18 protein-coding genes are annotated in these 23,002 nt (G+C 44.5%); all 18 read left to right on the top strand.

All coding sequences use genetic code 11. From position 1 onward, the window contains the following. The first annotated feature begins 11 nt into the window (after positions 1-11). Positions 12-557 carry a hypothetical protein gene (locus U5L07_00885; protein MDZ7830286.1) on the top strand — a complete coding sequence of 182 codons (546 nt, stop codon included), beginning with the start codon at positions 12-14 and terminating at the stop codon, positions 555-557. After that, a complete protein-coding gene (locus U5L07_00880; protein ID MDZ7830285.1) occupies positions 557-1,678 on the top strand; it encodes a mechanosensitive ion channel family protein in 1,122 nt (373 codons plus the stop codon). The genes U5L07_00885 and U5L07_00880 overlap by 1 nt, the downstream gene beginning before the upstream one ends. 28 nt (positions 1,679-1,706) lie before the next feature. After that, positions 1,707-2,459 carry a hypothetical protein gene (locus U5L07_00875; GenBank protein MDZ7830284.1) on the top strand — a complete coding sequence of 251 codons (753 nt, stop codon included), beginning with the start codon at positions 1,707-1,709 and terminating at the stop codon, positions 2,457-2,459. A gap of 722 nt (positions 2,460-3,181) precedes the next feature. Beyond that, positions 3,182-3,682 (top strand): hypothetical protein, encoded by a 501-nt coding sequence (locus tag U5L07_00870; protein ID MDZ7830283.1) that lies wholly within the window; start codon positions 3,182-3,184, stop codon positions 3,680-3,682. A gap of 303 nt (positions 3,683-3,985) precedes the next feature. Continuing rightward, positions 3,986-4,966, top strand: coding sequence for a hypothetical protein (locus tag U5L07_00865; GenBank protein ID MDZ7830282.1), 981 nt, complete (start codon positions 3,986-3,988; stop codon positions 4,964-4,966). A 45-nt stretch (positions 4,967-5,011) separates the two neighbouring features. Then, positions 5,012-5,854 (top strand): protein kinase, encoded by an 843-nt coding sequence (locus tag U5L07_00860; protein ID MDZ7830281.1) that lies wholly within the window; start codon positions 5,012-5,014, stop codon positions 5,852-5,854. Then, positions 5,851-7,032, top strand: coding sequence for a hypothetical protein (locus U5L07_00855; GenBank protein MDZ7830280.1), 1,182 nt, complete (start codon positions 5,851-5,853; stop codon positions 7,030-7,032). Before U5L07_00860 ends, U5L07_00855 begins: the two co-directional genes overlap by 4 nt. After that, positions 7,029-7,544, top strand: a complete 516-nt coding sequence (locus U5L07_00850) for a hypothetical protein (protein MDZ7830279.1) — start codon at positions 7,029-7,031, stop codon at positions 7,542-7,544. Before U5L07_00855 ends, U5L07_00850 begins: the two co-directional genes overlap by 4 nt. Positions 7,545-7,578: 34 nt before the next feature. Further along, positions 7,579-8,604 carry an SH3 domain-containing protein gene (locus U5L07_00845; protein ID MDZ7830278.1) on the top strand — a complete coding sequence of 342 codons (1,026 nt, stop codon included), beginning with the start codon at positions 7,579-7,581 and terminating at the stop codon, positions 8,602-8,604. Between the two features lie 91 nt (positions 8,605-8,695). Then, on the top strand, positions 8,696-9,811 hold the full coding sequence (locus U5L07_00840) for a glycosyltransferase family 4 protein (protein MDZ7830277.1): 1,116 nt from the start codon (positions 8,696-8,698) through the stop codon (positions 9,809-9,811). 25 nt (positions 9,812-9,836) lie between these two features. After that, positions 9,837-10,937, top strand: coding sequence for a polysaccharide deacetylase family protein (locus U5L07_00835; protein ID MDZ7830276.1), 1,101 nt, complete (start codon positions 9,837-9,839; stop codon positions 10,935-10,937). Positions 10,938-10,943: 6 nt separating this feature from the next. Then, positions 10,944-11,600: a hypothetical protein gene (locus tag U5L07_00830; GenBank protein MDZ7830275.1), complete on the top strand. Its 657-nt coding sequence runs from the start codon at positions 10,944-10,946 to the stop codon at positions 11,598-11,600. Beyond that, positions 11,597-12,463 (top strand): hypothetical protein, encoded by an 867-nt coding sequence (locus U5L07_00825; GenBank protein MDZ7830274.1) that lies wholly within the window; start codon positions 11,597-11,599, stop codon positions 12,461-12,463. Before U5L07_00830 ends, U5L07_00825 begins: the two co-directional genes overlap by 4 nt. A 128-nt stretch (positions 12,464-12,591) precedes the next feature. Next, positions 12,592-15,348 carry a YraN family protein gene (locus U5L07_00820; GenBank protein ID MDZ7830273.1) on the top strand — a complete coding sequence of 919 codons (2,757 nt, stop codon included), beginning with the start codon at positions 12,592-12,594 and terminating at the stop codon, positions 15,346-15,348. 88 nt (positions 15,349-15,436) lie between these two features. Then, entirely contained in the window at positions 15,437-16,312 is an 876-nt protein-coding gene (locus tag U5L07_00815; GenBank protein MDZ7830272.1) for a hypothetical protein, read from the top strand. 222 nt (positions 16,313-16,534) lie between these two features. Continuing rightward, positions 16,535-16,777, top strand: coding sequence for a hypothetical protein (locus tag U5L07_00810; protein ID MDZ7830271.1), 243 nt, complete (start codon positions 16,535-16,537; stop codon positions 16,775-16,777). A 37-nt stretch (positions 16,778-16,814) separates the two neighbouring features. Next, complete coding sequence (locus tag U5L07_00805) at positions 16,815-20,150, top strand: DNA methyltransferase (GenBank protein ID MDZ7830270.1); 3,336 nt, start codon at positions 16,815-16,817, stop codon at positions 20,148-20,150. Next, positions 20,147-23,002, top strand: a complete 2,856-nt coding sequence (locus U5L07_00800) for a hypothetical protein (protein ID MDZ7830269.1) — start codon at positions 20,147-20,149, stop codon at positions 23,000-23,002. The genes U5L07_00805 and U5L07_00800 overlap by 4 nt, the downstream gene beginning before the upstream one ends.

Below are 23,002 nucleotides of genomic sequence, written 5' to 3'. Positions count from 1 at the left end.
TGACAACTGAGATGACTATCGACATCAACAGCCTCAAACCCTTTATCGCCAAAATCGACGCCTGGATCGACGGCTACATTAATGCGCATCGGGAAAAGAGAATCCGGGTGGCGGATCTGGGCTTTCCCAACCTGCCCGCTTATTTTGCCCCACACATTCTCAAAAGCGCTTATGCCGTTTACACGGATCAAGTAAAGGCCCCGCCGCTTCATGAAATGGGGCTTGAAGGGTTCTCCTTTTTTGAATCCATGGATCCGGAAGGGATTACCTACAAGGACACCTTTTTTATTACGCCCGATCACCAAAAACGGGAATCCATCCATTTTCATGAACTCATCCACATCATCCAGTGGAATGAGCTCGGCGTGGAAAATTTCATATTAACCTACGGCGCAAACCTCCTGGTATCCGGCTACCGTCTGCATCCCCTGGAAGCCATTGCCTATGATCTCCAGGCAGATTTTGACCGCGGCCATGCCATTGCCAATCTTGAATCCAGGGTAAGATCCCACTGCCGCAACCTTGCCGAAAACCCCCTGGTTAAAGGACATATCTGATGAATGCGACATCTCCGTCTGCCATTGCCGTGCCAGCCTGGCTTCCGGGTTGGCTTGAAAACATCTGGCATCTGCTGGCTGCTTACCCTTTGCTTCTGGCCCTTGTTATCGTGGTGCTGGGTCTGGGCCTGGCCTTTCTGGTCCGGGCGTTTATTCTGTTCTGGGGGCTGAAAATCACCACGCATACGGATGCCGAGCTGATCGGGAAACTGGTGCGCATCGGCGCCGGGGTTGCCGCGCTGGTGCTGGCCTATATCAGCCTGGTTACGGCGCTTCACGTGCTTCCCATAAGCGAGAAAGTCCTTTTTGTGATCACCCGCGTGCTGGTGAGCTTTTTGATTTTGCAGCTCATCCGGGCGGCTTTAAAAGCCAGCCATGTGGCACTGGAAATTCTCGGCAAAATCCAGGACCGCTTCGCAGTAGTCGAGGAGCGGACCCTGCCGCTGTTTGACCTGATCTTTACGGTGGCAATTGTGGCCGCAGGCGCATATGCCCTGCTGCAGGTCTGGAACATCGATGCGACCGCATGGCTGGCTTCTGCGGGGATCATCGGCATTGCCGTGGGCTTTGCCGCCAAAGACACCCTGGCCAACCTGTTTGCCGGCTTTTTTATTATCGCAGACGCCCCCTACAAGCTGGGCGATTACGTGGTGCTGGACTCCGGCGAACGCGGGGAGGTCACAAAGGTGGGCATCCGCTCCACCCGTCTGCTTACCCGGGATGATGTGGAGGTGACCATTCCCAATTCCGTGATTGCAAATGCCAAGATCATGAACGAATCCGGCGGCCGGTGGATGAAATACCGCATCCGGCTAAAGGTGGGCGTGGCATACGGCGCTGATGTTCACCAGGTGGTGGAAGTGCTCGAAACGACAGCAAAGGCGCATTCCAAGGTATGCCAGGATCCGCCGCCCCGCGTGCGCATGCGCGGGTTCGGGGATTCCAGCCTGGATTTTGAGCTGCTGTGCTGGATCGAGCGTCCCGTGCTCAGGGGCGCGGTGGCCCATGAACTCTACATGGCGGTTTACGACGCGCTTAATGCCAACGGAATCGAAATCCCCTTTCCGCAGCGGGATCTGTGGGTTCGAAGGCTGCCGGAATCCAACAATGCTTTTTCATAAAAAATTCAACAAATGAGGTGACGCAACAATGCGTATCCTTCTCTTGGGGCTCTTGCTGGCGATACTTTTTGCCGCCTGCGAAAACTCCGCGCCGTATTCACAAAAAAAGGCTCTGGAAAACGTATCCGGAAAAACCGTGGTTCTCGTGCATGGCTACAGCAAGGGGCCCGCGGATATGCATACGCTTGCAGATTTTTTAAAAGAAGCCGGGTACAGTCCCGTGACAGTGGATCTGCCCCTGACATTCGATCACGTGCAGGAAGCCGCAGAGATTTTCGAAAAAAAGGTCGGAAAGCTTTTATCCGGACTGCCGGATAACGAATCCATCGCAATGGTGGGACACAGTACCGGCGGCATTGTGATCCGCTACTTTTTGTCGCATTCCGGGGACTGCCGGCGGGTGGACCGGGCCATACTCATTGCCGCGCCCAACCAGGGAAGCCGGCTTGCGGGCATGGCCGGAGAAATATCGGATCTGCTGGTGGAGACCTTTGCCACCCTGGACTCCCTGCAGCCGGAAAAAATCAGCGAGCTTGCGCTTGACGACCCGAAGGAGACCAGGATCGGGGCAATTGCCGGAAACAAGGACGACCTTGCCCTCGGCCGGCTGCTGGAAAATGAAAACGACGGCCGGGTCGAAGTGGCATCCGTGTATTACCCCGGGCTGGATGATTTTATTGTTTTGCCATACAACCACAACGAAATCCACCACAGGGAAAAGACCGCCTCCCTGGTGATCCGTTTTCTGGAATCCGGGCGGTTTACGCAAACACCGGATTGAAATATCGGCTTTTCGATCCTGCGGACCTATTCTATTTGTGATTCTGGCGGTAAAAAAAACGAAATAGCCCCTGAAAATATCTTTCCATGGCATTGAATATATTAAAATCCAGCAGGTTAACATGGCCCGACCCGCTGTGATCGCTGTGACACTGGGGATAAAACTGCTTCACCCCTCCTTTGAAAAAGGAGGAATTGGGAGGATTTAAATCCTCAAATGCGGATCAATCCCCATAAGATGCCCATCTAAATATTGGGCCAAAGGTGGCACCTGCCCTTTCGATCATCCGTGGCGGCCGGTCGGATTGCCTGTCCGAAGATTCATCGAAGGATCAGGATAACATCCGCAAGCATAAGCGCACAGGGTGCCCACTGGCCAATCAGTCATTCATACCCCAATTAAGAAGAAATATCAGCAGAACCCTTCGCTTATGAATTGCGTTAATTTGGTATTGAAACACCCTTCTTGATATGATTTACTTTGTCATATTCCGAGTAAACAAATTTGCGGAAACAATATATCAAAAACGAACATTAACGGCGCATATCACATTGAAAAATGCCTATTGGCAAAATTGATATGCTTCAATTTTGCTTCATATCACAGCCCACAACGGTGTTATGCGCCGGAAATGTCGCATATGAAAATTTAGCCTGCCGATTAGCATCGAGCATTTAGGCAGTCTAATCATGGTTAGCACTTAAGAATGACCTTTTAATCATATGAAAAAAACAATACCCGCTCCAGTTATAGCTGTAATGGCAGAATATATGCCTAAAATTGAAACACATGCAGGGTTAGATAATTTGTTTCTGTATGCTGATGCTCCTGGAGATCCCCCTGAAGGCTCAAAACCAGTCAAAACTCAGGCATGGCTACGAAGAATCAATAAGGAGAATGACAATCCATTAGCAGTTCTGGGTAAACTGATTGAAAGCTATATGGAAATCCCTAACGAAAATGATGATAATCCATTTGGTGGTTCCACCACTATAAGTCTTGAAAAAGAATTTCAGCAGAAATTAATATCAGTTATTGAAGGTTGTAATTTGAGTTACATATCAGGTGGATATATTTTGATGGTAGCTCAACACCAAGTAAATCTCTTTCGGATCTTATTAAAGGAAGAGATATTCCAGCTATTGAAGCTGAATTTAATCGAGCAATTCAAAATATTAATTCAGAACCCAGAGAGGCTGTATCTGCTGCTTGTAATATTTTAGAGTCAATTTGTATAATATATATTTCAGATGAAGGACTCGAAATTCCAAAAAAGAAAGATATTCAAAGTCTTTGGAAAATAGTCAGGGCTGATTTAGGTTTCGATCCCAGTAGAGTTGAAGATGATGATTTAAAAAAAATTTTAACAGGAATTATATCAGTGGTTGATGGCATTGGTGCTTTTAGAACACATGCGAGTTCAGCGCATGGACAGGGGCGCAAACGCTACAAACTTAAACCCCGGCATGCTCGTTTGGCTATTCACTCTGCACATACTATGGCGTTATTCATCTTGGAAACATGGGATGAAAAGAAAAGATGCTAACAAGCCGGGTGCAGGGGACGCTTTCCGCTGCGCTGCAAGCGCCCCTGACCCGCAGCGTTGGCCTTCTAAAACAAAGGTGAAATCAAAAATGAACGATGAGAGAAATAATGATCAATCATCCGTAAAAGTCGACTTTGGCGCTAAAGCAGAGGCGAGGATAGAAGTAAAAACCGAGATCCCATCCGAGTCTTCTGGGCGGCTCATCGATACGCTCGTTGATATCATTAGACCATTCTCAGAAAAACGGGGGCTTAAAGCCGATTTGATTAGATTGCAGAGAGAGGAGGTAGCAATCACTATTATGCAAAGGGCTCGAGAAAAGTTGCGGCTTTCAGGCACGACCCAGCATCCGATACCAAATAAAATTCTTTTACCTATTTTAGAGAAATCCTCTCTCGAGGAACCAAAAAGTGAGTTGATTGATAAATGGAGTAACTTGCTCGCCTCCACTGCTATGAATCCAAATGTGAAGGCCATTGCATTTGCAGACATTCTTTCCGCCATTGGGAGCGAACAAGCTATACTTATTGAAAAGATAGCTACGCCCAGGTGGAGGGTTCTTCCTCAAAATCAGTTATCTTTATATGGAGCTGTGAGAGGTGTAGATTGGCTCGAAAAATGGTATGCAGCAGGTTTTCGGAAAGCTATTAAAGAAAATGGATCTCTCTCTTTATCTTTATTGCAGAAAAAGGTAGATCCATACTGCCTTTGTCACACAATTGAAATTTTAGCACCAAATGATTCATCTGTAATTCCAGCTTATGAATCTGATCGTTACTATTACGATAACCCTTTAAACTTTGAGATTCTTCAAAGGCAAGGGTTGATAGACAAGCATAAATTGCAGTTTGAAGAAATAACGGTCGTAGTCTTTGCGCTGACAGAGCTTGGCATTGAATTTATCTATTCTGTTAGCGACTCAAAACCTTCTAAAAAAAAGGGGGCGAAAGGGGCTTCGTGATTTCTTTAGTAAATTTATCGTTAGCCAAGTTGAGAAAGGAGAGATGTGGATAAAAGCCAAGTACAAGTCGATGACGTACTGGCAGATTTCGATTCACCAGTCCATATTGGAGGTGGGGGGCAAAAGCAGGTCTATCGTGCCACCCATAGTACATTTGGGGAAGTGACGGTAAAAATTGGGGTATATACTTCAGATACCGTACTTGAGCGAATCTCTCGAGAAGTGGGGCTGCTCAGGTCTGCTAATTCAAAATATTTCCCGAAACAATTCATGTTCGAGCCAAAACCTGGTTCACGCTATTGCATAGTTGAAGAATTAATCAATGGAGCACCCTTGGAGCAACATCTTTCAGAGTACACAATTCCGAATTCTGCGCTGCAACTTTTATCTCATCTTGTCCGAGGAATGTCTGTATTCTGGATTCGACGTGTGGTGCATCGTGACCTCAAACCAGCAAATATCATGATTACAGATAGCAACCCGAGGATTATAGATTTAGGAATTGCCCGAATCCAAGACGCCAGCTCCTTGACCTTTTCCTTTGCACCACTTGGTCCTTGCACACCGAACTACGCTTCCCCTGAACAGCTTACTAACAGAAAGCGGTACATAGACCATAGGTCTGATCAATTCACCCTTGGTATTGTGCTCGGCCAGCTTCTTCTTGGTGGCATGCATCCCTTTGACCCAGTTTTTGTAAAATGTGGAAACAATATCCCAGAAAACATTCTTCAAGGAGCATGGGAACGTGAGAGGCTCAGCTCTATATGCGATCAGGAAGTCTTTAACTTACTTTCTAAAATGTTGGGTCTTGAACCTTACCAACGATTTAGACGTTATCAAGACCTCGAAGATGCCATTGAAGACATAGTGGGAGGATTTAAATGACGCAGCTTTTGCACCAGCTTGGACATCGTTACCAATGGAGTCTGGCAAGCATCGCTGAGGATAACGCTGGGGATGGAGTTATCGTTGGACCGCGTTACATGGAACCATCTAAAGTAGCCAGTATTCCATACGCTTTACGTTATCGCTCTTTATTTGACCCGCAGTTCTTTCTCCCCAATACAGCTGCTGGCAAACTTCGAGAGTACTCATTCTTTCCAGACATATTATCGGATGGTTTTTCCACGGCTGAATGGTCGGTTGATTCTGCATCTGAATGTGCTGATAGGTGTTTGGAGTTTCAGCTTTCAATGGAGTTTGGAGCTGTGGTTATTCCAACTAGGTTTTACGAGGGGATGCCCAGCAACTTCATTACCGAACAAGAAAGTCAGTTTGTACATCCATTTTTAAATAGTGCCGAAAGGTTAGGAGTTGACACCGCGATATATCTGCAGTTGATTCTTACCGACCAGATGCTTAAAGATCAAACTTATAAGACCGAGATATTAAATTGGATAACTTCTTTTACTGAACTCTCTGGTGTATACTTGATAGTGCATGTGCATAATCGAACAAAGCAAATTGGCGATATCGATTTGCTAATAGGGCTATTAAGCTTTATATCAGCTCTCAAGCGGGTTGGTATGGGCATTGTCATCGGCTACACCAACACAGAGAGTTTACTGCTTTTGTGCGCTGAACCTGATGCTGTTACGATGGGCTCATACGAGAACTTGAGAATGTTCAGTCTTCGTGCTTTTGAGGATCAGGATGGCAGCGCCACTCGCGGGCCAAACGCTAGAATCTATATCCCCCGCCTTCTCGATTGGGTGGAATACCAATACATCGGAGCTATAGCAAGAGTAGTAAGCGATCTTGATGACTACATAGGAAATGACGGCTATAGAATGAGGATGTTCCAACCCACCTACAATTGGCACTTTACAAAGCCTGAACCTTACAAACATTACTTCAAGTCATTTTCCGATCAATTTCATCGTCTACACGCATCATCCGGCACTAGCCCTGTTGACAGCATATTGGCCGAATGCCAACAAGCTCTAAACGATTTCGAGGCGCTCAGAGAGGCGGGTATTGTATTCCCTCCTAGCAGCGGGGGAGAACATCTTGCTAACTGGATCACCGCCATAAACCTATGGCGACGAGAGGAAAACCTTTGACTGAGCAGAGCTTTAAAAGTGAAAGTGATATTTCGCAGGTCTTTTCGATTGAATCATGGATACGCGAAAAATTCAGGTATAATGACTGGCATTCCTGGAAAGTGAATGAGTTGACAGGGCTTTTCGGCATCCCTGATCATGTAGCGATATTTTGGAAAAGGGACATACTTGGTCGGCGCATTCAAAGGACATTTTCCTTCGAAATGAAGAAGAACAATTGGCGGCGTGCATTAGTGCAAGCCTATCGATATGCTTCTTTTTCAGAGTATTCATTTGTTGTTCTTGATCACTATTACGTGCATCGGGCCTTGGCGCACTTAGATGAATTTCAGAATGCCAATATAGGACTTATCAGCATCAGTGTTGATGGAGAAGTTTTTTGGCACGTGCGGCCTCGTTACAGGGCACCATACTCAAGACATATGCGTCAATTGTTACGTGCAGGACTTAGCGCCTACCTTTTCGGGGAAGGCAAGCTTAAGCCCAACAAGCGGCTGCAGTGGACCTCGTAAACTCGGCCACTGAGCCATACGTTACAGCATAAATATGAAAATACCTAAAAATCGAAATATTCAGTTTGAAAAACTCTTTGTTAACCGAACTAAAGAGTTGTCTCTTCTTGAACAATTCACATCAGAACCTGGTTCTTGTACATATGTGATAGGTGAAGGAGGCATTGGTAAGACAGCCCTTGTTAATATGTTTGTCTACAAAAACCGAGACAAGCTACAAGAAAATTGGATTAGGTATGATGCTAATATAGTAAGAACTGGAAATGCACTGTATGAAGCAATAAAATCAATTCAATCTAATGGCGGATTATTTATAATTGATAATGCTGGATGGTTATCAGATGATTCGCTCTACAAAATAGAAAAAGAATTCTCTGTATCCAAAAATTGCTCTCTTATTATTTCCGGTAGAAAAAAACCAGTAAAAATAAAATCCTCAACCAATATTATTCAATTAACAGGTCTGGATATGCGGGCTATGCTTGAGGCAAGACTCGCATTTTATCCAAATGCACCACATATTGATCAAATACTAAATATCATAAATGGCAATTGTCTTTTATTTAATAGAATAATGTCAAATCCAACATTAGCATTAAACATTGCCAATAATTTTTTTAGAATAGAAGAGTTCGCTGCAACTCAACGATTATTCGATATCAATTTGTCAGCAGAAATAGGACTACATGCCCAAGAAAAAACAACAGACCCATTGGGTATCATATTAGCACTTGTTCTGTTTTTTATTTCCCAATTTTCCAATCAGCACTCGACAGATAGTATTCTGGATAAAATTAACGAAGTGCAAATACCTATCAGCAAACAGATTGATACACAGTCCATTAATCTTTTTATCAATCCGCATTTCATCACAAATTTTGTGCATTTAAGATCAGAACCGATAATCGATTCGAATAATATTCTTACAATTCTAGCACCTAATCAGATTGTTGATGTATCTAAAGTCAGAGAGGGATGGGCCAGCGTAAAATATAAAGATGTACATTCAGAGAAGGAAATATCAGGTTGGGTACACGCTAAGTATCTAAAACCATATTAAATAAATCTAACCTTCCTGCTTCACGCTGACCGGTGTTCCGCTGCCGCTACACACCGGCAGGTGAGCAGGCCGTTAGCCTCGGATAAAGAAAATGAACTCAAATAATTTAAACATAATTTTTTTAAATTTATTAAAAAAACAAATCGGCGGTTCATATCTGTCGAATTTGGATTTTATGAAGGATTTGCATTGCATAGCAGGAACCAAAATCCAAGAAATTTTGATTTTAGATGAAATCTGGGAAACGAGGCGCTTTCATAATTCCCTAAATGTTAAAAATAGAAAAATTTTATTTTATCCAACTTGGGATTCAAAGAGTATCCCAAATAATGATGATATACGGAAGTTATCTAATTTCATCAAAGGGACATTCAATGGAAATGGTTATTCCAAGAATGTTTTGGTTTTAGGTCATGAATCTCTTTTATGGGTAGCCCCTTTTTTTAGTAATAGTGGAAAAATATACAAAATTATAACTTTACATCATGGGACTCCAACTCACTCTCTTCATGAGCTATCTGATAGTTTTCGTCATAGTTTTTTGTCAAACTTAAAAGCAGTAAACATAGCGATAACGGTTTCAGACCATTTGGCAAAACAAATATTAGGATTTTATGATCTTCTTTGTATGACGATACCTAATTACCCGAGAATAGAAGTTTCTAAAAAAATTATCCAATTTAATGGGAGGATTAGGTTAATTCAAATTTCAACATTTCGCAAAATTAAACGTCCTTATGATGGAATTAGAATTTGTCAAAACATAAAGAAAAAAGGAATCGATGTTTCACTATTAATAATAGGCTTTGGCGAGAATTCAAAGGAACTCATGCTCCCAAATAATTTGGATATAGCCGTTGTTCCATATTTAGAAAGAACTGAATTGTCAAAACATATTGCACAAAGCGATTTTTTAATTCTTCCCAGTATGAATGAAGGGCATCCAAGGGTTGTAGTTGAGGCCATGCAATGCGGTACGCCTCCAGTTGTTTCCAAAGGGGCAAACAAATCAAATTTTGTTAAGCACAGGAAGAATGGCTTGGTTTATGAAGCATTAAATGTTTTCGAAGCTGCTGATCTACTAATTGAATATTATTTAGATGCGAAAAAATATATATCCCTTATTGAAAACGGCGAAATAAGCGTTGAGAATCTTTATCAAGAGAGAGAACAAAGATTAAGAAAATTAATTAAAGGTATTATTTAAATCATCCCGATAGGAGAAAAGCAATATGGTTGAGTTTCAAATGGCAAAGCGTAAAGGTTCTTCATTAAGTAGAAAAGTATACAAACCTAATAAGGGATTTCAGCTGTACTTGTTGCCCTATGTCTATCCAAATATATCTTCGCTTGTACTCACATTTGATTGTGAAGGTAAATATGGTGGTGGAAGTACAATAGAGGGCGAAACTGTAATTATACCTAAAATTCTGGAACAATTTAAAAAGTTAAATTATTGCGGGACCTTTAATTTTGTCGGAAGAACCGCATCGGAGAATATGAATATTGTAAAAAAAATCAACTCTTCAGGGAATGATGTATGGGGGCATGGATTAACACATAAATATTTGGATACTGATGAAGAATGGGACGATGAAGAAGTTACCGATACTATCCGTATTATTTCAGATTTAATAGGCGATAGGTGTATTGGCTGGAGGTCCCCTTATGGCACTTTCAATGAAAGACTATACAATCTCCTTCTAAAACAAGGAGTCAAATATGGTAGCAATTGGGGCAATAGTACATGGGGCAACATGCCTTTTTTCCCATTTATAGAAGAGAAGAAAATTAACATATGTGAGTTGCCATTTGATGACGTGCATTTTGATGCGATGATCTTTAGGAAGATAGGTTTAAATTCGGATGTAGCATTGGATTTGTATAAGTCAAAGTTAGTTGCTTCGATAAATAACTTTTCCATTTTCACTCCATTGATACATCCTGTAAATTTGGCGGAAGATACCACTCGATTTAACATGTTTTCTAAATTTTTGTCATATTCATCGCGTTTTAATGAATTATGGGTGACATCCTGTTCTAAACTATTATATAATTTCAGCCTTTTAGAGAATGTCAAAATACAATCCTTGAATTTCAATCATAAACAAAACCGCATTTACTTCGAGATTACCATTATAAATAACAACACCTTAAAAAAAGATCTTTTGCCCCTTTCTCTTGCTTTTAAGCTTGATGAAAAAGTTAAAAATATCACTTGCTCTTCAAAATATGCGGCAATTGATCTTACGCCACTGGAAACAGTTATATGTTTACCAATAGATCTATCTTTGCCTCGGAATCATATAGAGCTTGAACTTGTATTGAGATAAATCGGCATGATTTACGAATACTTAAAAAATAAATATAAATCAGAATTACAGCCTTTCTTTGAAGGAACCGTCTGTTTAGGTCCTGTAAAAGTAGTTGGTAAACCAGATAAAATCGGTATAGCTCCAGGGTCTATATTGTGCCATCCATCGAAAAGCCTATTAACACAATTGTTACTGGCGAACGACTTAGAAAGAGAAGAAATTTTATCGGCAAGAAAACCAATCGAAATTTCCAATGGTTCAATTATTGGGCCTTATTCTGTAATTTATGAGGGAGTCAAGATATCAAAAAATGTATATATCGAGGGAAGATGTATAATCAGGAATAATTCTACAATTCGCGAAAATACAAGTATCTATTTTGGAGCTTACATCGGAGAAAATGTTACAGTGGGATGTCGTTCCAAAATCGGTGGTTTCGTATGTAACGATGCAATTATTGGGAACAACTGTGCTGTTTTAGGCAATCTGGTTCATTGTTATCCTCAACCAGGGCTAAAATGTAGAGAACCTGCTCCATTACTAAAGGATAATGTACTTGTTTCAATGAATGCAAACATTATAGGCGGCATTGTTTTAGGAGATAATTGTAGAATTAGTGCAGGCACAACGGTCCTTAAAGATGTATCTGACAATAATCTGGTGAATGGATTGCATAAATGATGAATGGATTACGCTCTTGGTTTATTTCAATTGGAGGGCATGGAATAGATTTACAGCTTGGTATTTTAGCAAGCCTTGCTACTGCAGGTATAGTTGCGATAGTGAATAGATTCCGTCAATTATTGAATAAGCGCTCTAGGATACGAAAATTTTTCGGCAAAAGCTCCCAAAATTTTATGCTGTTCACAGGCCAAATATATTTTAATCCTTCAAATCACCGCTACATGGCCGCAGGAGATATAAAATCGGTTCTTTGCCTCACCCTCAATATTCATAGCATTTTTAAGCTCAAGAAAATCCCTCATAAATTTTCTGATGAGGCAGTTATAAGTCAGGACCTTCGAGAAAACATAATAACAATAGGAGGTCCAAAATTTAATACTGTTACTCGTGTAATGATTGACAAGTACAATCAAATGATACCTTCTTTTCCAGCGAAATTTAATGGAAATTCGATTTACATAAACGCTGTAAATGCGAGAGGCGAAACATTTCAAAAACAGTTTTGTTTAAAACGCCATAATGGAACATTAATTGATGATTATGGTCTTCTGATAAGGGGGATTAATCCTTTTGATGATACTAATTCATCTTTATCATGGGTAATTGCTGGGTCTGGTAGCAATGGCGTTATCGCTTCTGTTGATCAAATGTCCCATTTCATTCATGGGTTCCAAGTAAGATTCAGGCGTTTGTACAAGTTCTTATATTCTGGGGCAATTGGAATAGTTGTTGTGAAGGCGAATTTTTTTGAAGGAGAATACGTAAGTTCAAATCCTGTTTTCTATGCAGTTTACAAGCCTTCGAACAGACCTTTTTTGAAGAAAAAATTCAATTGGGAATTTAGAAATCTAGATATTTAGGGCTTTTTCTTAAAAAGCTAACCTCGCTGCTTCACTCTGACCGGTGTTTCGCTGTCGCTACACACCGGCAGGTGAGCAACCCGTTGGGTGCTGAAATTCATAATCATCTATACTCATAAGGCAAAAAAATGCATATTGAGAAAGAAATTAAACTATCCTGCCGTGTTCTTGCACCACAAGAATGGTCGAATGATCAACGTGGCAATTTTTTTGAAGAAATAGCAGGTAAGTTGTTGAGGAAACAAAGGTATAAAATTATAGAACGGGTTCGTTTTACTGGAATGGAAATTGATTTAATAGCTGATCACCTTGATACAAATGAACGTGCCTTCGTAGAATGTAAATTTTTATCAGATCCCTTTTCTGCGAATGTTATCGATTTGCTTATTGGTAAGGTAATAAGACGGAACGTTCGAATTGCTTATCTTTTTTCTACTTCGAATCCAGGCAAGGAGGCAAAAGGTGTCTTGGATGAATTAAGCGCTCAGAACAATACCGCTAATACACCAAAACTAGCATTTATTGGACCAGATACGATAGTGGACATGTTGATAGATGTCTATAATCTTCCTTCATTGCAATCTATTTTTGAAACAAAAAATGTTTTCACGAGCGCTTGTTTGTTTTTATACCCGAACCTACCTCCATTTTGGGTTATAGAAGAGCATCGGGAGGGTATTCCTTTCAGGGCGGTTGTAATACCAGCAAAAGGTGATCAAACACTTTCTAAAGAACCAATTAAGAGAATATTTTTTGAATATAAATTGTACCAAGGCCTCGATTTGCATGTACAAAATAAAATGGCCAGTTCAGATTATCCGGCCGAGCCAGGCCCCGAATCAGTAGAAACCGTTTCGCAAGTAGCCGAAGCAGAATCATTAGATGATTATAGGCCTTGCAGACCAGAATATTTTATCGGCCGCTATAACACCCAAAAGGAGATATGGCAATTTCTTAATAAAGTAAGAAAGGGAGATACTACCACTAGATTATTAGCACTTACTGCTCAATCAGGGTTTGGTAAATCATCACTGATAATTAAACTTGCTTCAAGGTTTAGAAATCAAAAATGGAAAAATAAATTCTATTTGTATCCGGTTGATTCTCGCTCGGCGAAGGGGCCTCTTTTCGTAGCAAAAGCCTTAAAAGCAGGTTTTGAGTCTGCAATTAACTCAAGGTTTGTAAAAATTTCTCAATCTGCTGTAAATATTGATAGCACAGAAGGAATGCTTAAAAGTAACACTATTCAAAAAATTTTGAACGAACTCAAAAGAACTAAAAGAGTATTGGTAATATTTTTTGATCAATTCGAAGAATTGTTCACCAAAGATGAACTCTTTTCAACATTTGAGTCCTTTAAAAAATTAGCATTTGAAGCGAATGCGGAACAAAGCAATTTAGTAATCGGATTTTCTTGGAGGACCGGAATAACGCTATCTGATGATAATCCGGCATATCATGTCTGGCATGAATTGAGTGACCACCGTATATCTATAAATCTCGGCGAATTTGAAAGTGGCGAATCTTCTCAGATGGTTGGGCAATTTGAGAAAGCCCTAAAGCAAAAAATGATAAACCCTTTGCGAAGACGTCTTTTAGAACAAGGCAGAGGGATGCCATGGCTTCTGAAAAAATTATGTATTCACCTATACCATGAAATAAAAAAAGGAGTATCTCAAGACGAATTGGTCATCAAGAGGCTCAATGTATCAGCATTGTTTGATGCTGACACTGTACCTCTGACTGCTCACCAAAACAACTGCCTAAAATACATTGCCAGAAATTCTCCTGCAGATATTTTGGATGTATTAGATAAATTTGATCAAGACACAGTAAATCGTCTTTATAACAGGAGGCTAATAATTAGGGCCGGGCAGAGATATGCTGTTTATTGGGATATTTTTAGAGATTTTTTAGTTGAAGGAGTGGTTCCAATTATTCCATGGACCTATGTCCCACAAGTGGCATTGCCGATAATAATTCGTTCATTCCTCCTGATTAATAAGCATGGGCCTTTAAATCTGGAGCAACTTGCTTCGGAGCTTGAATATACGCCAAAAACTGTAAATAACCTGATTGGTGATCTTCAGGGATTTTTGTTAGTAGAGAAAAATTCGGATGATAAGTTTGCCGTTAAGGATGAACTAGTTAATGCGAACTTAGAAACTTTAGCAGAATATTTATTCACTCAATTAAAAGAACATGTCATTTTGCATAGTCTCTTAAAAATGATTAAGCCTGGACAGAAAGCGGGCATAGATGATTTCAAAGATATAATAAAAACCTCGTATTCATTAACAACTCTTAAAGCTCAAACCATAGAAGTATATGCGAATCGATTTCTACCATATTTAAGGTTCGCAGGTGCGATTGAACATAATGGTGATATTTTAGTACGTCCAACCGGTAAGGGTAAGGAGTTTGGAAAAATAGACATTCCTTCTCGTAGGGGGCGAGGAGGTGGTGATCACGGGGCAATTTTTTTGGGTGCGTCCGGACCTGAAAAGGCTATAAAATTAGCAAAACGATTAAAACTAAATGGAAAGTTATCAAAAGAGACGGTTGTTCAGGAAGGATTTAGAAATTCAGCAAATGATTTAATTGCTTTAAATGTAGCGATTTGGAAAGATAAAAGTTTATTTCCGACAGATATCTTATCAGATAATTCAATAGATAAAATTCATAGTATCATAGGTAATAGAGCGAAAAGCACAAATTTTTTATCAACTGCACTATCAACCTTTCAAACGACAGAAAAGCCATCAGCTTCAAAGATTGGAAGTTATATTTCAAACAAATTGGAGCGCGGATGGTCCGATGGATCGAAAAAGAGGTACGGCGGTGCTGCAAAGAGATGGATAGCCTATTTTGGTATGAAATCTTAAGAAGGAGCACCCAACCAGCCAGTACACCGGATTGCCATTCCGCTGGCGCTTCATGGCAACCGGTGACCGGCGCGTTAGGCAAAAATGTATGGATATAATTTGTTACATAGCAAACCTGATGATTTTGGGTATTGAAATGACCGAATGTGAAGATGGCAGTCGAGTCAGAAACAAAATGCCATTAAATGTAGCAGGTTATGAGATGGACTTACTACAAAGCAAAAAATTGATTAATGGGAATAAAACTGAATTAAAAGGAGAATTTGTTGAAACAACAAAGATAGTAGTAAAAGATGTTAACGAAAATGAAATTGAAAAAGTAGTATCTGTTATTAGACAATTGGCAACAATGCCATCATTTGCAACTGACTCCCAGGTTAGGTTCTACAAATGGTTTTCAGATGATGGTTTACGAGGGCAAAGTTGGAGCGTTATTGGATCATTTTCGCATTTCAGACCACCTTTTTGTACAGTTAATACTATAGACATAAAAAGGTTTATTGAAAACTGTTGGGCTTCTTATAATGAATTGGAAGAACCGAGGGCGCTAAATGTTGTTGTTGATTATTTTGTAAGTACGGATTCGTTATTTTTGCCTGTAGAGTTAATGTTGGCAACTTCTTTTATTTTGCTCGAAAACCTTAAGTCTACTTATGCAAAACATAGGGGGTACCCATATAGAAATGGGTCTTACCGGAAGCCCGATGGTTCATCATGGAGCTTTCAGGCCCTGTTGAATGAAATGTTCGATTCTGTTGGAATGAGGGCTGATTTGGTGGATATAAAAACATTGCGAAATGAAATAATCCATTCTGGTTTGAGTCAGCTATCGTTTGACGAGCAATATACAATTTATGAAAAGTGTAAAGAGCTTGTTACAGAGTATTTTTTGAGGTTGATTGGTTTTTCAGGCAAGTTTTTTTTGTATTCAAGCAGTGGAACCAGATTTAAGCACATTGCCTAACGAACAATTTTCTGCACATAAAGAATGACCGTGCCAATGTCAAAGCCTCGGATTTAATTCAAGCGAAAGTGGCCAGACTATTTGATGACCTTCGCACTGACAACCAAGGAACGACAATGGACGAAAAATATTCAAAGGATGATGATCACACCTTACCATGCCAAATACTACGCATTTGATCTAACACGGCAGGCGCCTCCCGGTGCGGCGGACCAACTATCAATGTCACTGTTTGATGCCTCGGTGGATTTGAATCCCCACCAGATTGAGGCCGCCATGTTTGCCTTGCAATCGCCCTTATCAGAAGGTGTAGTACTGGCAGACGAGGTGGGCCTGGGTAAAACCATTGAAGCCGGTATTGTGCTTTGCCGGCGCTGGAAAAACGCCTGGCACGGGACCAGAAGATTGAACGACTGTTTACTTTGCGCTGGAGTGTGGTATAAATGGGTCACGAAAATTGAATAAAAACAATGAACAAAAGAAAGAAAAGGAACACCAGCACATGAGCCAAAATCCAGCCTTTGATAAACTCATCCGCCTGTTAAAAGAGCTGTTTCAGCTTGATCAACCAGACCTGGACTTTAGCCTTTACCGCATCATGCATGCCCGGGCACGGGAAATCAGCCAGTTTCTGGACCGGGACCTGCTGCCCCAGGTGCAGGCCGCCTTCAGCCAGTACCAGTCCTCCGACAAGGCCGAGCTGGAAAAAGAACTAACAGATATGATTGCCGGCATTGAGAAAGCCGGCATGGACCCGGAGGCTTCCCCAAAGGTGAAAGAGCTGCGCCGGAAGATCGCCGAGCAGGGCGTGGATGTCAGCGGGCTGGAGCATGAAGTTTACGACCATCTGTACAAATTTTTTCGCCGCTACTACCATGAAGGCGATTTTCTGGCCAAGCGCGTCTATAAGCCAGGCGTTTACGCCATCCCTTACGAAGGCGAAGAGGTCAAACTGCACTGGGCCAACAAGGACCAATACTACATCAAAACCAGCGAATACCTTCGCGATTACGCCTTTGTCTTGAAGCCCGAAGCCAAAGACAACCCCATGCGCGTGCATTTTCGCCTGGTTGACGTGGCCGAAGGCGAACACGGCAATATCAAAGCCGGCGAGGACCAAAACCGGGTTTTTATTCTGGCCCGGGAAGACTTTATCGCCGAGGAAGACGGGGAAGCCGGCAGTGAGCTGGTGATTCGCTTTGAATACCGCCCCGCCACCCTGGCGGACTGGTCCGATGAGGCAAAACAGCAGGCCACTGAAGCGGCCAGGAAAAAGCCGCCAATTCAGAAGGTCCTGCGCGACGATGCTGTGCGCCGCATCCTGGCCATTGAAGATGAAACACTGACGCCCTGGCTGGCGGAACTGGTCAAACCCCACATCAAGGCAAACGATGAGCAAGCCGACTACAGCCGCCTGGCCGGGCATTTAAACCGCTATACCGCCCGCAACACCTTCGACTACTTCATCCACAAGGACCTGGGCGGTTTTCTGCGCCGGGAGCTGGATTTTTATATCAAAAACGAAGTCATGTTCCTGGACGACATCGAATCCGAGACAGTCCCGCGCGTGGAGCAGTACCTGTCCAAAATCAAGGTCATCCGGCAGATCGCCGGCAAGATTATCGACTTTCTGGCACAACTGGAAAACTTCCAGAAAAAACTCTGGCTGAAAAAAAAGTTTGTCACGGAAACCTCCTGGTGCATTCGGGCGGGCTGCATTCCCGAAGGGTTCTACCCCGAAATTGCGGCCAATGATAAACAACGAGAAGAATGGGTCAGCCTGCATGCCATTGATGAGATTGAGGGTGATCTGCTTACCGATGGCTACAGTGAACCGATCACGTCAGAGTTTCTCAAAGCGCATCCTACGCTGATGGTGGATACACGGCATTTTGACGAAGGCTTTACCCAGCGGCTATTGGAGGCGATGGGGGATATTGATGGGCAGACGGATGGGGTGTTAATTAACGCTGAAAATTTTTCTGCGCTATCGGTGACTCAACAAAAATACGAACGTAAGATTGATGCTATATACGTTGATCCGCCTTATAATACTGACGCCTCGGCAATTCTCTACAAAAACAACTACAAGAACTCCTCATGGCTATCACTGATGAACGACCGAATATGTCTATCCAGGCCTTTACTTCGGGCAGCAGGAATATTTTGCTCAGCTATTGATGATGAACAGTTTACTGAGCTGAAGCAACTGCTGTCGGTAGCCTTTTCAAAAGAGGTTGGAGTGGCCGCTGTAAGATCAAATCCACAAAGTCGAAAGTCGCGTGGCACCTTCTCTCCGTCGCATGAATATGCGATTTTCTATGCTGATTCACACGAAGGAGCTCCAGGCGCTTTAGCAATGACAGACAAACGCTTGGCGCGGTATCCCAAAAAAGACGAGAAAGGTAATTACGCATGGATGAACTTCATACGAACCGGGACAAATGACAAAAGATCTGATCGACCAAAGCTTTTTTATCCAATTTTTGTCTCGGATAACAATGATATCCGCATTCCTGACATGGAATGGTCCGGAGATATTGAGCCTTATGGTGCCTATGTCCTAAAAGAGGACCCAGCGAGCAATGAGACAATCGTATACCCTGTGGCGGTACAGAATGGAAATACCATAGAGAAAAATTGGCATCGTGGTCATATACGGGTTCAATCTGACTTCAATGAATATCGAGCGCGAAGAGATAACGCTGGAAAGATTAGCATCGACTTTAAGACAAGGATTGATGAGGAGTCCACGCCAATAACTTGGTGGGATAGGAAAGAGTACGCATCTTCCAACTATGGAGCAGCAGAGTTAAAGGCTTTGTTCGGTGAAAAACCCTTCGATTTCCCTAAGGCGCTCGCATTGGTTTCGGACTGCATCCGTGCTTCAACAAGCTACATTGATTCAACGATATTGGATTACTTCACTGGCTCCGGCACCACCGGCCACGCAGTCATAAACCTTAACCGCGAAGACGGAGGTCAGCGCAAATTCATTTTGGTCGAAATGGGCGACTACTTCGACACTGTCCTGCTCCCTCGCCTGAAAAAAGTCACCTTCTCGCCGGAATGGAAAAACGGCAAGCCCAAACGCCTGGCAACCGACGAGGAAGCCGAACGCTCTCCGCGCATGATGAAGGTGATCCGTCTTGAATCCTATGAAGATGCCTTGAACAACTTGGAAATCCACCGCAGCGAAGACCAGGGCTCGTTGCTCAAATTTGCCGGGGCGCAAGGGCCTGACCGCCTGCGCGAGCAGTACCTGCTGCGCTATATGCTGGATGTTGAAACCCGGGAAAGCCAGTCGCTGCTAAACATCGCCGCCTTTACCGACCCCACCGCCTACCGGCTTAAAATCAAGCGGCCCGGCAGCGAGGAGACCCGCGAGATCAACGTGGACCTGATAGAAACCTTTAACTGGCTGATCGGGCTGACGGTGGAATCCATGGCCGCGCCGCAAACCGTCACTGCCGCCTTCAAGAGCGACAGCGACCCGGACCTGCCGAAAGACGTCCCCCGCCGCCTGTTGATTGACGGACGTGTGCGTGAAGCCGCTGACGGCCCCTGGTGGTTTCGCACCGTCACCGGCACCACCCCGGATGGCCGCAAGACCCTGGTGATCTGGCGCAAGCTTACCGGCGATCCGGAACAGGATAACCTGGTGCTGGATGAATGGTTCCAGAAGCAGGGTTATTCCAGCAAGGACAGCGAATTCGATCTGATCTACGTCAACGGCGACAACAACCTGGAAAACCTGCGCCAGCCGGAAGTGACCTGGAAAGTCCGCCTCATCGAGCAAGACTTTCACCGGCTGATGTTTGAGGAGGCCGCATCATGAACCGGAACATCACACCCGTGAACCAGAATCACCGTTATCCCGGCGCCCGTTGGTGGCGATTTGACTTCCATACCCATACGCCGGTTTCCTCGGACACGCCGTGGGCGAAACAAGGGCTTGACCTGACGCCCGAGCAGTGGCTGCAAAAGTTCATGGCCGCCGGGATCGACTGTGTCGCAGTCACGGACCACAATAGTGGCGCCTGGATTGATCGATTAAAAGAGGCTTACGCCCGGATGCAGGCCGATCAACCGGAAGGATTTCGGGAGCTTTACCTGTTTCCCGGGGTTGAGCTGTCTGTGAACGGCGGTTTTCACCTGCTGGCCATCTTCGCTCCAAGCGCAACAACCGGCGACATCGACACTTTATTGGGGCAAGTCGATTACCAGGGAACAAAAGGCGATAGCGATGGTGTCACCCGGAAGTCTCCTGTTGAAGTGATTGAAGCCATTAAGGCAGCGGGCGGTCTGATGATTCCCGCCCATGTGGATCATCAACAAAAAGGGCTGCTCCGTCTTGACAATAGTACGGACGGCGGGGCACCACGAGCCGGGCTTGACGCCAATACCCTGGGGCAGGTTTTTAATTGTGAACATGTGTTTGCCATGGAGGTGGTTGATCGTTCAATACCCAGGCCGGGGATTTATAACGAGCACCGCCTGTCCTGGACAGAAGTGGTCGGATCGGATTGCCACAGTTTCCAAGGGCAGGCAGTACCAGGATCGCGTTACACCTGGATTAAAATGGCGGAACCGTCGCTGGAAGGGCTAAGACTTGCGCTCATGGATGGAGAAGGATTTTCCGTCCGGCGCAGTGATGATTCCGAGCCTTTCGATCCGAATGCGCTGCCGGAAAACTATCTCGAATCCGTTGAAATCCATGAAGCCCGCTACATGGGGCAAGGTCATCCGGAAGCTCTTTACTTCAGCCCCTGGTTTAACGCTCTAGTCGGCGGCCGGGGGACAGGCAAGTCAACGGTCGTGCATGCCCTGCGACTGGCGCTGAGGCGCGAAAAAAAGCTCAATGCCCTGGAAGAAGGCAGCGAGCCGCGCCGCACTTTTGAAAGGTTTACCCGTGTGCCGCGTTTCCGTGATGACGACGGCGCGCTCACACAGCGTACCCATATCGCGCTGACTTTTGTTCGTGACGGTGCACGCTATCGGATACACTGGCGACAGGACGGTTCCGGCGCCGTTTTAGAGGAGGCGGAAAATGATGACTGGCGCGAGTCGGATAATCAGGCGGTGATTCCGGAGCGCTTTGCCGTGCGGCTGTTTAGCCAGGGCCAGATTGCGGCGCTGGCCGGCGGCAGCCAGCAGGCTTTACTCGATTTGATTGACGAGGAAGCCGGGATCGACGACGAAAAAAAAGCCTTTCAAGAGGCCCGGCAGACGTATTTGTCGCTTTGCGCCCGGGCCCGTGAGCTCGAAGGCCGGCTGCAAGGACGCGATGCATTGAAGGTCCGCCTGGAAGATGTGCAACGCAAGCTGAAGAAATTTGAAGAAGCGCATCACGCTGATGTGCTCAAGGCATATCAGCACTGTTCCCGGCAGGAACGGGAAATCGCCCGTCAGTTTGATTCGGTTGACACGATGGTGAGTCGGATTCGGGAACTGTCAGAGGACCTGACACCGGAGGATGTCCCTGATCAGCTTTTTGATGTGAAAACCGAAACCGATGCAGAGGCCCTGGCCGTCCTGTCCCGCCTGCACCAGGCGATTGAATCGGCCGCGCAGGCATTGAAGGGTGCTGCGGGAGACCTGGCAAATTCCGCCAACCGGGAACACCGGGATCTGCCGAATACCGGCTGGCAACAGGCTGTGAGCAAGGCACGCACCGATTACGAAAAACTGGTCCAGGAGCTGAAAGACCAGGGTGTCGGGGATCCCAGTGAATATGGCCAACTGGTGCAGGAGCGGCAACAGCTGGAAAAACAGTGGAAGGAACTGGAGTCACTGGAGGCGCAGCGCCGCCAGGTCCTGGAGCAGGCGCAAAAACAGCACCAAACCGTGCTGGAGGCCCGACGTGTGATAAGCCAAAGACGGAAAGCTTTCCTTGAGGAAACGCTGGCCGGGAATACATACGTTCAGATCCGCCTGAACCCCTATCGCCAGGATGGCTATGCTTTGGAACGGGATATTCGGGAATTGCTGGGCGCGGAGCACCCCAAATTCGAGAACGATATCCTGGTTGAAAAAGACGGGCGGCCGACCAGAGGCGTTGTCGCTGAATTGCTCAAACCGTTGCCTGCCGATAGCGTGCAGGCCAGCCGGCAAATGGAACAAAGAGTGGCAGACATCAAACAGCGCCTGGCAGCGGGCTGTCAGGGCAAGGGTGATTTCGGCGGGCACTTTAACAATTTTCTTGAGCGGCAAACGGGGAATCATCCGGAGTTTATGGACCATTTGATGATATGGTTTCCGGACGATGGCCTGGAAGTGAAATACAGCCAGAAGGGGGACGGGCGAGACTTCAAAGCCATTGAGCAAGCGTCGGCAGGCCAGCGAGCGGCTGCCATGCTGGCCTTCCTCCTGGCCCACGGTTCCGAACCGATTGTGTTTGATCAGCCTGAGGATGACCTGGACAACCATCTGATCTACAATCTTGTGGTTCGCCAGCTGCGCGAAAACAAATTGCGCCGTCAGATTATCACCGTGACCCATAACCCCAACATTGTGGTCAATGGAGACGCTGAAATGCTTCACGCCCTGGATTTCAGCGGGGGGCAATGCCGTGTGACCGTAAAAGGTTCGCTGCAGGACAAAGCCATGCGTGATGAAGTCTGCCATGTAATGGAAGGCGGTCGGGATGCATTTGACCGACGCTATCGTCGGCTGGGACAGGAGGGATAA

The organism is Desulfobacterales bacterium (assembly GCA_034520365.1).
Classification (GTDB): domain Bacteria; phylum Desulfobacterota; class Desulfobacteria; order Desulfobacterales; family Desulfosalsimonadaceae; genus M55B175.
The sequence above is the reverse complement of the archived record's forward strand: the minus strand, read 5'-3'. Positions and strand labels throughout refer to the sequence as shown.